Annotated in this window: 13 protein-coding genes; 2 read left to right on the forward strand and 11 right to left on the reverse strand. The window is 27.9% G+C overall.

Going from position 1 to position 12,411, the window contains the following annotated elements; all coding sequences use genetic code 11:
* Nucleotides 1-13 precede the first annotated feature (13 nt).
* The 5 genes from ACKU4C_RS08700 to ACKU4C_RS08720 form a co-directional block, all read right to left on the reverse strand.
* Nucleotides 14-829: an alpha/beta hydrolase gene (locus tag ACKU4C_RS08700; protein ID WP_321311480.1), complete on the reverse strand. Its 816-nt coding sequence runs from the start codon at nucleotides 827-829 to the stop codon at nucleotides 14-16.
* A gap of 111 nt (nucleotides 830-940) precedes the next feature.
* Nucleotides 941-1,801, reverse strand: coding sequence for a DMT family transporter (locus tag ACKU4C_RS08705; protein WP_321311481.1), 861 nt, complete (start codon nucleotides 1,799-1,801; stop codon nucleotides 941-943).
* On the reverse strand, nucleotides 1,802-2,761 hold the full coding sequence (locus ACKU4C_RS08710) for a C-terminal binding protein (RefSeq protein ID WP_321311482.1): 960 nt from the start codon (nucleotides 2,759-2,761) through the stop codon (nucleotides 1,802-1,804).
* A gap of 17 nt (nucleotides 2,762-2,778) precedes the next feature.
* Nucleotides 2,779-5,298 (reverse strand): ATP-dependent helicase HrpB, encoded by a 2,520-nt coding sequence (gene hrpB / locus ACKU4C_RS08715; RefSeq protein ID WP_321311483.1) that lies wholly within the window; start codon nucleotides 5,296-5,298, stop codon nucleotides 2,779-2,781.
* Between the two features lie 49 nt (nucleotides 5,299-5,347).
* Entirely contained in the window at nucleotides 5,348-6,655 is a 1,308-nt protein-coding gene (locus tag ACKU4C_RS08720; RefSeq protein WP_321311484.1) for a cytidylate kinase family protein, read from the reverse strand.
* A gap of 97 nt (nucleotides 6,656-6,752) precedes the next feature.
* Between ACKU4C_RS08720 and ACKU4C_RS08725 the strand changes: the two genes are divergently transcribed.
* Entirely contained in the window at nucleotides 6,753-7,361 is a 609-nt protein-coding gene (locus tag ACKU4C_RS08725; protein ID WP_321311485.1) for a TetR/AcrR family transcriptional regulator, read from the forward strand.
* A 15-nt stretch (nucleotides 7,362-7,376) separates the two neighbouring features.
* On the opposite strand, the gene ACKU4C_RS08730 is transcribed toward ACKU4C_RS08725, so the two are convergent.
* The 4 genes from ACKU4C_RS08730 to ACKU4C_RS08745 form a co-directional block, all read right to left on the reverse strand.
* Nucleotides 7,377-8,606, reverse strand: coding sequence for a DEAD/DEAH box helicase (locus ACKU4C_RS08730; RefSeq protein ID WP_321311486.1), 1,230 nt, complete (start codon nucleotides 8,604-8,606; stop codon nucleotides 7,377-7,379).
* 18 nt (nucleotides 8,607-8,624) lie between these two features.
* Nucleotides 8,625-8,918, reverse strand: a complete 294-nt coding sequence (locus ACKU4C_RS08735; protein ID WP_321311487.1) for a YrhK family protein — start codon at nucleotides 8,916-8,918, stop codon at nucleotides 8,625-8,627.
* 60 nt (nucleotides 8,919-8,978) lie between these two features.
* On the reverse strand, nucleotides 8,979-9,146 hold the full coding sequence (locus ACKU4C_RS08740) for a hypothetical protein (protein ID WP_321311488.1): 168 nt from the start codon (nucleotides 9,144-9,146) through the stop codon (nucleotides 8,979-8,981).
* A 205-nt stretch (nucleotides 9,147-9,351) separates the two neighbouring features.
* Nucleotides 9,352-9,669, reverse strand: coding sequence for a hypothetical protein (locus tag ACKU4C_RS08745; protein WP_321311489.1), 318 nt, complete (start codon nucleotides 9,667-9,669; stop codon nucleotides 9,352-9,354).
* Nucleotides 9,670-9,822: 153 nt separating this feature from the next.
* Between ACKU4C_RS08745 and ACKU4C_RS08750 the strand changes: the two genes are divergently transcribed.
* A complete protein-coding gene (locus ACKU4C_RS08750) occupies nucleotides 9,823-10,293 on the forward strand; it encodes a hypothetical protein (RefSeq protein WP_321311490.1) in 471 nt (156 codons plus the stop codon).
* Nucleotides 10,294-10,312: 19 nt separating this feature from the next.
* Here the strand turns inward: ACKU4C_RS08750 and ACKU4C_RS08755 are convergent, their stop codons facing one another.
* Nucleotides 10,313-11,128, reverse strand: coding sequence for a DUF1853 family protein (locus tag ACKU4C_RS08755; protein ID WP_321311491.1), 816 nt, complete (start codon nucleotides 11,126-11,128; stop codon nucleotides 10,313-10,315).
* 120 nt (nucleotides 11,129-11,248) lie between these two features.
* A complete protein-coding gene (locus ACKU4C_RS08760; RefSeq protein ID WP_321311492.1) occupies nucleotides 11,249-12,214 on the reverse strand; it encodes a prolyl oligopeptidase family serine peptidase in 966 nt (321 codons plus the stop codon).
* Nucleotides 12,215-12,411: the final 197 nt, after the last annotated feature.

The following is a 12,411-nucleotide window of genomic DNA, read 5'->3' on the forward strand; positions in this document are numbered from 1 at the left end:
GTTAACTTCTACTTTAAGATAATACAAACTCTGAAACCACTTTATTAAATTTCTCAGGATCATCCCAAAATAGCATATGTCCACAGTTTTCAAAATATTCTATTTTTGCATTTGGTATATTTTCTCCCACCCAAGCACTACCTTGCCAAGGGAATACTTGACTTTGTTTTGCAACACAAACTAGTGTAGGTACAGAGATATGTGGAATAAAATCTCTCCAATCAAGATTGGTATGATCTCTCATAATATCTATTTTAACCCTTGCAGGACACTTCATAATCTCATTTGATAAAAACTCTACCTCTTCTTTAGTTGGCTCTTTGTGCAAGCAACCATATACTGTCCCCTCTGCATTTGCTCTCTCTTCATACTGTAAAGAAGCACAAAGACGTAAATACGATTCAACATCATAACAACCAAGTTGTCCCCACTTCCAATCAGGAGCGAAATATTGTGCAGGAGATTGGTCAATACTTATATGTTTACTAACTCTATGATTTCCAAATAGCTCAAGATAACTCCAAAGTATTGAAGCCCCCATAGACCATCCAGCTATTGTCACATCTTTTACATCAAGATAATCAAGAAGCTCTTTAATATCCATTGCAAACCTAGCAATTCTATATCCATGATCAGGTTTATCAGACTCTCCATGACCTCTTAAGTCAACGGCTATTACTTTAAATTTTTTAGATAATTCTGAAATATTTTTATCAAAAAAATGTAAACTACAACTCCATCCAGGTACTAATAACAAAGGTTTTCCACTACCCTCTATTATATAATTAATATTTACACTGTCTGAAGTTTTCATTGTTAGATTTTTCATCTTAAATCCTTTGGTATATATAATTGATTATATTCCTTTTGATTTAAAATATCAATAAAAATAATTTTTAAAATTTGTTAAGTTAAATTTTAAAATCTACTTGTTTAACACCTATTTTTTCCCAACTAAAATTCCACCAAAGACTATTAAAACAATACCAAGCAAAGTATAAATATCTGGTATCATATCACCTAACATAACACCAAAACCTATTGCAAAAGGTATATTTGTATAACTAACAACTCCAATTATACTTGCACGACTTATACTATAAGCCCTTGTTAAAAACCATTGAGATGATGTTGAAATAACAGCCATCAAGACAACTAAAGCCCAAACCCAAACTTGTGTATGTATTTGAAAACTTGCATATGGTGTAAATAAACACAATATTAAAGGTATAAGCATACCAACTCCCATAAAAGAAAGCATAATTAATCTAGCATCATAAATATCTTTTATCTTTTTTATAGTTGCATAAGCTGCTGCTGCAAAAAAACCACCTAAAACCCCTAAAAAGTGTTCAAGTGAAATCTCTACTCCAAAAGGTTTCATAATAAATAAAATTCCAATAAACCCTACAAGTAGCGCAAAAAATGTTTTTAGATTAATAGTTTCTTTCATAAGATAATATGCTAATATTGTTACAAAAAAAGGTGAAGTTTTATTTAAAATAACAGCTTCTCCTAAAGGTATAGTTGCAATAGTATAAAAAAACAGAACCATAGCTAAAGCCCCAAACAATCCCCTTAAGAAGAGTAAATGAAGTTTTGAGAAATCAACTGAAACAGAAAACTTTTTTAAACTAAAAAGTATTATTATTACTCCAATAAGATTTCTATAAAAAACTATCTCAATAGGATCCATAGTTTGTGATAATAACTTTGCAACTGCTCCATTAAGTGCTCCAAACATAGCACTTATAAGCATAAATAAAACACCTCTATCTATAGATTTTAATTTTTCTGACACTTATTTTAAGCCATTTACAATATTTATAGGTTTTAACCCATCTAAAACTCTTTTTGCATTTAATGCCGCTTTTTGTCTCATCTCAAAGTATGCTTTATCACTATAAAAAGCTGAGTGTGGATTTATAAGAAATCTTCCATCAAGCCATTTTTCTTTTGCTCTCCAAGCATCTATCATTTGCCCATCTTTTGGAGGCTCACTTGGAAGTACATCAAGATTTACACAATTTAAATGACCACTTTTTAAAGGCTCATAAAATACGTCTAAATCTTTTACTATAGCACCTCTGGCAGTGTTTACTATAGAAGCACCTTTTTTCATCTTTGAGATAAACTCTTCATTTACCATACCATTTGTATCTGAGTTTAAAGGGCAGTTTATAGAGATGATATCGCAAGTTTTTAGAAGCTCATCTAAACTATCAACTCTTTTTGCTCCAAGCATCTTTTCTGTACCACTTGAAAGGTATGGGTCATAAAAGTATGTCTGAAATCTAAGTGCATTTGCTTTTAAGACTACACTTCCCCCTATTCTTCCCGCTCCTATAACACCCACTTTATAGTCACTATTTCTTTTTATATATTTTAAAGTATTAGTTTGCCAAGTGCCATCTTCATACTCTCTACATTGATAATCATATCTAGTAATCCCCCTTGCAATGTTCATAATCATTGCAATAGCTGTATCACTAACCTCTTCTGTACCATAATCAGGTGTATTTGAAGCGAAAATCCCTTTTTCTTTTATATATTCCAAATCTTGGAAAACATCATAACCTACTCCATATCTTACCAAGGCTTTTAGATTTGGTAAAGAATCTATAAATTCATTTGTAATCTTTTTATGCCAAACCAATAATACTTCAATATATTCATGAAGTTCAGGTGAAATCTCATCTCCTAAAACCTCTTTTTCTATATCTGGATTAGTTATCTTATCTGTAATGTAAACTCTATTCATAATTTCTCCTAAATTATCTATTTCATATTTTTTTTAGTTTTATTTGTAGCTAGTGCTTCAAAAGGATTATCTGGCCAATAGTGTTTTTTATATTTAGAAAAAAGCTCTTTTTTCACCTCATCATATGAGTTTTTCCAAAAGCTTTTTAAATCATATGTAATTTGTATTGGTCTTAAGGCTGGACTTAAAAGATGTATTTGTAAAGCTATACTGTTATTTAAAATCTTTGGCGTTTCACTTAAACCAAACATCTCTTGAATCTTTACAGCCAATATAGGTGTTTGAGTATTTGAATAATCAATCTTTATATTTGAACCACTTGGAACTTTTATATGTGTTGGGGCAAGAGTATCTATTTTTTGACTCATATCCCAAGGAATATAACTTATAAGTATAGTATAAATATCTAAATTTTCTAACTCTTTTATAGTTTTAACATCATTTAGATAAGGACTAAGCCATTTATCTATATTATTTAATAAACCCTTTGAACTAAAATCTGGTAAATTGATATTTGTATTTTGGTTTATAAAATTAACCCTATTTTGTAAATCAATTGCTTTTTTACTCCAAGTTAAAAGCTCTAATCCTTCTTGTTTTATTAGATCTAAAAATAGTGTACTAAAATCATGTTTTCCATCATTTGAAATTGGTTTTGAATACAACTCAAGCTCATAAAAACGATGATGTTCCCTTATATCAAATTTTTTATTCTCTTTATTATAAGTGATTGATTCTTTTATCTTAATATCATCTTTAAACTCTTTTTCTAATCTATCTAGTGATATTTTAATTGCAAGATTTATATATGAGTCTTTTGTGTGGGTATTTAAAACAGCACTTACTAAAAACCTTTCATTAAATAGTGTATCTTCACTGTTTAAAATAGCACCTTTGCCATTGCTTAGTTTGTACCTATTGTCATTTACCCCTCTTTGCTTAGCAAGTCTATCTGGATAGGCAAAAAGAAGTAATACTGCTAAAATCTCTTCATCAATATTATTTTTGGCTTTATTTATTTTTTCTATACTCTTTAGTTTTGAATAGAAAAATTGTGCTTGTTTTAAAACAGTTGTTGCTGTATATTTGTTTATAAAAGAAGTATCTAAATCTTTTTCATAAAGATGTAAAAATCTTGAATATATATCACAATTTGAATATGAGTTTTTAAATATATCTTTCTCACTTAAAAGTGTAGCCAAAAGTGAAGCTTCATATGCAAATCCTAACTCATTTGCTTTTAATATCATATAAGCAAATCTTGGATGAACACCTAAAGTTAAAGCTTTTTTTCCAAGAACTGTAATCTCATATTTTTCATCTAACATTTTTAGTTCTTGCAACATAACTTTTGTACTATTTTCTACCTCTTTTAAAGGATAGTCTAAAAACTTCAACTCCTTGATATCTTCTACACCCCAAAGTGCTAAATCAAGGAAAAATGAACTTAAATCTGTTCTTAATATTTCTGGTTTTGTTGATTCTTGTAAAATCTTTCCTTTATGCCACAGTTTATAACATTTTCCTTTGCTTAATCTTCCTGCACGCCCTGCCCTTTGCACAGCACTATCTTTGGAGATAAAAGTAAGATTTAGATGATTCATTGCATTTGAATAGTTATATGAAGATTGTTTCTCAAGTCCTGAATCAATTACAACTTTTACTCCTTCTATGGTTAAAGAGGTTTGAGCTATATTTGTTGAAAGGATTACTTTTCTTTTGTTTGAGCCATTTATTGCTTTATCTTGTTGCTCTTTACTCAAAGCTGAATATAAAGGTAAAAGTTCTATATCTTCACCTTTTAAGGTTTCAGCTAAGGACTCTTGCAATTTTTTTATCTCTCTTGCACCTGCTAAAAAAACTAAAATATCACCCTCATCCTCTTTTATAGATTTTAAAACTGTATTTAAAAGGATAGTATTTATAGATTTATAATCAGGCTGTTTTATATTTGGTTCTAAAAATATGTTTTCTACCTCAAAAGTTCTACCTTGAGAAGTTATAACTGGAACATCACCTATAAGTTTTTGTAAAGCATTTGAGTTAAGAGTTGCAGACATAATCAAAAGTTTTAAATCATCCCTTAGCAACTCTTGTACTTGTAAAGATAAAGCCAAAGATAAATCAGTATGAATACTTCTTTCATGAAACTCATCAAAGATAATCATAGCAACATTTTGTAAAGCTTGGTCTGCTTGTAGTTTTCTAACTAATATAGCCTCAGTAACAACAAGAAGTTTTGTTTGTTTTGAATAACAACTTTCCATCTTAACTTGATAACCAACACTTTGACCTAACTCTTCTCCAAGTAGTTTTGCCATTTGTTGAGCTACCATTCTAGCTGCTACACGTCTGGGTTCTAGCATTATAATCATTTTAGATTTATCATCAGAATGAAGCCAAGATTCTTTTAATAAAGATATGGGAACAACTGTACTTTTTCCAGCTCCTGGAGGAGCTTGAAGTATAAGATTTAAATTTTGATTTAATGTTTGTTTTATTTCATCTAAAACACTATATATAGGTAAACTTGTCATATGAAATATTATACTTAGAAAACTCTCATATTTTTCTGAATATGTAAGTTTAGATTTTTCTTTCTTTTATAAATTCAATAACTTTTTTTGCACTTACTTTTGAACCATATAAAGAGCTATCAAGTGTTATATGATAGTTAGTAGCATCTCTCCAATCCTTTTTTGCAAAATGCATACAATAATTTGCTCTTTTTTCATCAGAGTCTTTTAAATCATTATCCCCAAAAGGTGATTTTACTTTATAGATTTTATTTATTTTATCTTTTCTGTATTCATTATTAGCATGGATAAAAACATTTATGCAATTTGGATGATCTTTTAAAATAAAATTAGCACAACGTCCTACAATAACACAAGACTCTTTTTCACAAATATCTCTTATAATCTTACTTTGAATTAAAAAAAGTACATCTTTAGGTGGTAACTCATCATTTACATAATTAAAGTTCTGTTCATATAAATCATATAATAAAGAGTTTGTAAGTTTTTGTTCATTTTCTTGAATATATTCATGGGTATAACCTGTTTTCTGTGAAGTTAAATCAATTAACTCTTTATCATAAAAAGCAACCCCTAGCTCTTTTGCTATATATTTACCTATTTCATGTCCACCACTACCATATTCTCTTGAGATAGTAATCACAAAAGTATTATTATATTTATCACTAATATCTTCAACATCTGATTCTTTTGTAACTTCATCAGCAAGCCAATTTTCAATAAAAGGTAGATTTGTACTAAAATATTTTATCATTGCTCCAATAGATAAAGCAGCAATAATACTACCTTCTCTAATTCCAACTAAATGATTTAAAAAAACAAAAGAACTGATAACTCCTAAGATCACCATCAAAGTATCCATAGATATTTTTACTTTTCCAAACTCTTTTTTAAAGGTTTTAGATATAACTACTACTAAGCCTTCCAAAGGAAGATATGTAAGTCTTGATTTAACTACAAGTAAAATACCAAATGCTAAGGCAGCACAAGAGATTAAACATAAGATTAACTGTTCTATATAGTTTGAAGGTATTAAACTCTCTACTAAAAACATTGTACCATCAATACAATATCCAAATACTATAATTGCAGGAAGTTGTACCAATTGAAAAGGATTATATTTTTTACGAAGTATTGCTATTTGAATCCCCATAAATAAAACATTTAATAGTATTGTAAACTCTCCAATAGTTAAGGGAAAATATACACTATAAATATATGGTACACATGATATTGGCGACACTCCTATATCTGCTTTAACGGAAAATGAAACTCCAAATGACATAATAATAAGTCCCACAACAAATACAAAAAGCCTTTTAATTAAATTTATATTAATAATATTTTCTTTTTTCATCTTTCTCTTTTGTTAAAATAACTGTACAGTACGGTTTAGTTAAAGGGATATTATCCATTTAAATGTTAATATTACTTTAATAAATAGGAATAGTTTAATGAGAAAGAAAACAGAAGAAAAAAAAGAAGAGATAATAAAAGCTGCTAAAGAGGTTTTTAAAGAGTTTGGTTTTGAAAAAGCCTCAATGTCTAAAATAAGTTCAAAGCTTGGCGGATCTAAAGCAACACTGTATAACTACTTTTCCTCAAAAGAGGAACTTTTTTTTGAAGTTATTTCTATTGCAAATGCCCAAGAAAGTGATTTTGTACATCAAATTATAGATACTAAAAATGAAACCCTCGATATTCATACCCAACTATACAAATTTGGGAAAAGGTTTCTAAATTTTGTATATTCTCAAAAAATGGTTGAAATAAGAAGACTTACCATAAGTCAATCAGAGATAACAAACCTAGGTAGAATTACATATAAAAACCGAGTATTAAAAAGTCGAGAAATACTTTCTAAATATTTAGAAAAAGCAATAAAATTTAATAAAATAAAAAAAACAGATACAAATATAGCAGCAATACATTTTTTTGGACTTTTAGAATCGGAGTTGATGTATCCATTTCTTTTTCAAGTTGATACAAATTTTTCAAAAAAACATATGGATGAGATGGCTGTAAGGGCAATTGATATTTTTATATTAGCATATGGCGTCTAAGACTTCATATAACTATTATAATAACCCCTGCTCCCTTAACTTATCTTTTTTACTTTTTCTTTTCCCTTTTACAGGTGCAGTTCCTTTTTGTTTTGTGTTTTTTAAAAGTGTAAAATCAAAACCTTCAATTTGCTCTTTTTTTATATCTAAGTTATATCTTTTTTCAATTAGTTTGAAATGACTTAGGTTTTCATTATCTAAAAAAGAAATAGCTGTTCCACTTTTTCCTGCTCTTGCTGTTCTTCCTATTCTATGAATATAATCCTCTGTACCTCTTGGCAAATCAAAATTTACAACACAATCAATATCATCAATATGCAAACCCCTTGATGCTATATCAGTTGAAAAAAGAATATCTATCTTTTTATCTTTAAAATCATTTAGAGTGAGGTTTCTTTCTTCTTGAGTTAAATCTCCATGGAAAGATTCAGCCTCATATCCTTTTTTAATAAATTTATTTGCTATATTATCAGTTGCTCTTTTGTTTGCCATAAAAACCAATACTGACTTAAATTTATTTTCTTTTATCAGATGTCTTAAGAGTGCACTTCTATCCTCTTTTTTTACAAATATTGCCCTTTGAGTTATCTCTTCCACATGAGTAGTAGAATCTTTTATCTCCACTTTTACAGCATTAGAAGTTATTTTTGAAGCTATATCTATCACTTTTTGTGAGTATGTTGCTGAAAATAAAAGATTTTGTCTATTCTTTGGAATGATTTTTAAAATCTCATCAAGTTCTTGAACAAAACCTAAATCAAGCATTTTGTCAGCTTCATCTAAAACAAAATATTCAATAGTTGATAAATCAATTTGCTTTTTTCCTATAATATCAAGAAGTCTTCCCGGAGTTGCAACTACTATATCACAACCTTTTTGTATCTTTAAAAGTTGTTCCCCTATCTTTTCTCCACCTATAACTGAAACTATAGAGAGTACTTTTGGGAAAAATCTACTTAAAGTTGAAAATGATTCTGCTATTTGAAGAGTAAGTTCCCTTGTTGGAGCTAAAACCAAAACTTTTATTTTTGCTTTTTTGTTATCTTTATTTTCTTTTAGTGTTTCAAGTATTGGGATTACAAAACTTGCAGTTTTTCCACTTCCAGTTTTTGCTTGTACCATAATATCTTGTTTTGTTTTTACAAGAGGGATTACTTCTTTTTGAACAGGAGTTGGAGTTTTATAGTTATTTTTTTCTAATGCTTTTGAAAGTTCTAAAGATAGATTAAATATATCAAATGACAAGTATTTCCTTTTGATTAATTATATAGACTTTTCAGAATCTTCTGGAAACTGAGTATTATAAATATTTGCCACATGGATTAAACTTGCTACTTTGATTAGAGGTTTTATCAAAAACTGCGCACTTCCAACTATAAATAGCCAAGTTCCACTTTGCATCAAGGAATCATTTAGAAAAAAAATACTTCCCACCAAAAACCAAACTGCTATAAGTAAATCATTGAAAGCACCAATAAATTCATATCGACGCTGTATAACAATATGTCTATTCCCTATATCTACATCTAGTTCATTTTCTTTTTCATAAAAAGTCATTTAAATTCCTTTTCAATTTTTATAATAATATAAAATAACAAAAAGTTATAAAAAAAAATTTTAAGATTGGTTTTCTGTATTAGAACTTTGAGTTTCCGATATCTCTGATGTATTTTCTTCAGATTCACCCTCTTTTTTAGCTAGTTTTTTTAAACGTTTTTCCTCTTTTTTCTTTTGTTTTTCTATCTCTCTAGCTCTTTTTTCATAATTATAATTTGTTTTAGCCATTATTTGTATCCTTTTTAATTTTTATATAAAATAAACAATAGAACAATCAACTATTAACAAATATACTAAAAGCCCTAAAATCCAAGTTATCTCTAATATTATAGAGTATAACAAAGTTTTTGATATTTTATCTTAATTATAAGTTTCTAATAGATTTTCTAACTAAAAAGATCTCTTGATATATACAAATAAATATCAATAGCTTTTACTCCCCATTTAAAACAGATATAACTGTAGCCCTGCTTGTTTTTAGTTCTTTTGTAATTTTTAATATATTTATATCACCATTTTCAGTGTAATAATCTTCATCATCTAACATTCTTAAGATTTCATCTTTTTTATCAAGTATCTCTTGGGAAGTTTGTCTTTTTTGAAAACTAAAATCCTCTTCAGTCATAGTTTCCATAGCTTGCAAATCTCTTTTAATAGTAGGAACAGTAACTTTAAGTTCTTTTGCCAAATCTTTTGGGTCATCAATACCATTTGAGATTAACTCTCTTATAGCTATTCTTCTTGTTTTCATTTTTCGTCTACGATGATATGATATTTTCAAATTAACCTCTAAATTTCTTAACTCAATTAATTGTTTAAATTATAACATAAAGCTTGATAAAACTATTTTTCATTTGTGGTATTATAATTGCATATTAAAAAGTATTAAACTATGGGAGTAATTATGCAAGATTTTATAGATATGTATAAAGAATCATACAAGATTGATAAAGATGTAAAGTTAGATAAATCATTAAGTGAAGGTGATATAAAAGTTACAGAAAAAGAGTATAAACTTAACGCTACTAAAGATGCAGATATCTTAGAGATGTTAGGAAAAATAAAACTTCATACAATCGTTAAAGATATAAGAGTATTTAAACCTACAACTAACTTTATGGAGATTATAGTTTTGGCATGGATATACAAAACTATGTCTATGCATTTGGAAGTATTAGAAATGGATTTATTGTTAGAAAAACTTTTAATCAAAAAAGAGCATGACCCATTTGCATCATATGCAGTACTTAAAATATTAGAAGCGAACCCAACACTTACAGGTGCAGACTCTAGCATGATGGATCACTATTTAACTATGGAACTAACTAGTGAACTTATGAATCAAATGGAAGAAAAAAAAGAAGAACTAAACTAAATAGAGCACTTAATAGATTTTACCACCAAGTAACAAATAGACTTTCACATCTATTTTCTTTTCTATTTTTCAACCAAACAAGAGGAGATTTCTTGTGATTTAAAAATAGTTCTATTTCATCTATTACTTTATCAAAAGTTTTCCATATTTTATTTGTATTGCAATCAATAATCCAATCATCTCTTGATGGTAAAAAATATTGAAACTCTCTAAACTTCTTTTGTTTAAAGAACTCTTCACGATTTATATAAAAACCTCTTATGCAAGAGTTATTAAGTATGGGGATCTCTTTATCTATTAAGTCTATAGGAACATAAATATTCCCTTTGAAACAAACTTTTTGCTCAATTGCACTTATATCTATATTTTCTAAGTAGTTTTGAGTCTCCTTTTTAAATAATAAAGGAAGTTGTTTGTTTTTTAACTTTTCTAACTTTTTTGAAAATGAGTCATTTTGATTTGGACCAATAAATCTTTCAATTTCATCTGAAAAAGATTCATCATATAAATAAAATTTGTAAATATGTTCTATATGCAAATACTTTTTAGCCATTTTGTCATAAAGCAAAAAATCTAATTCTCCGAGAGTTTCTTTATCATGGATGATTTGGATATTGCTTTTTATCAACTCATAGTTTGATGATTGTTCTATATAAAATTGAAAAAAACGCTCTATTCTTTTTCCTAAAGGAAGATTATCTGTAATATTTAATTTAGTAAAATCAAAATTTTCTATCTCATTTATATCTAGTTTAATTTGACTTAAATTATGAAGTCTTTCAAATAATAAAGGTGTATTGAGGAAACCTAAAAATTGGTTTTTTAAATTATTCATTTTGTATGATACAAAAAAGTTTATAAATTAGGATAAAAAATCTATTGACTTTCAGTTATTTGTATATACCAAATACATTTCTAAACCATGAATATGAAAGTTCTAATTGGACACAACAAATTATAGATTATCTATCCAATGAACGATATACTCGAAAGCAGATTTATTTATTGAATCTGTATTTCCAATTAAAAAACTATGTGATGTATTAGGATATTTTTTAAATGTAATTATTTTTGAACTTAATGCTAACTCTTCCCAATTTGCATTATTTTCTTGTAATATTTTTGGAGGATAGTTTTCATCTTCTAATCCCTGTAAAACTAAAGTAGGCTTGTTGGATTTTAATACTATTTTATTAATATTTTCGGTATATTCAATCCATTCTTTCCAGTAAAACTCACCAGCACCCCATATCTGACCACCTTTTGGAAATTTATTTTCTTTTAAAAGGACAAATGCATCTTTTGTAACATCAACATAAGGACTATGCTGCATCTTTAATTGTTCAATAAATAAATTATCAATAGGAACTGAAGGTGATGCCATTATTATAATACCAGCAATGTCAATCAATTGATTTGCAGCTACAGGTACGATAGAACCACCTTCGCTGTGTCCTAAAATAAATATTTTATTTTGATCTATTTCATTTCTAGTTTTAAGATATTTTACAGCAGATATAATATCTCTTATTTGATCAGTTTGAGTAAGTTCTAAAGAATTTAACGATTTGTGTGTTATATATCTTTTATCAAAACGTAAAGTAGCAATATGATGAGAAGACAAATAATCTGCCCACAGTCTATAAAAAGGAATTTGATCTTTTGATTTGATTGTTGTTATTTTACCATCTCTGTTTATTGGACCAGATCCACACACCATGACAATTCCCGGGACTTTTGTTTTACTTTTGGGAAGGAATAAAGTTCCTTCTAGCTCTAATTTATCACTTTTAAAGTGTATTTGTTCAGTATTGTATTTTAGTAATTCAGCTTTTGCATCTGATGTAAAAACTAGTAATCCACAAAAAATAAAACAACAACTAAATATACTAATTAATAATTTTGAAATTTGTATTTTCATATCATTTTACTCTAATTTTATCTACAATGTTTAAAATAATCAGTTAGAAAAATTTTTGATAATTTCATTTCGAAATCTTTAACATGTTGATTTCTTTTCTAAGATATAGATGTATAATAATTTTTCTTTTATAAATAACGGTTGAGTTCACCGACGGCATTAGCTGTTCGGTGCTAGATTTTGTTGTATGAACAGCA

The organism is Halarcobacter sp. (assembly GCF_963676935.1).
Taxonomy (GTDB): Bacteria; Campylobacterota; Campylobacteria; order Campylobacterales; family Arcobacteraceae; genus Halarcobacter.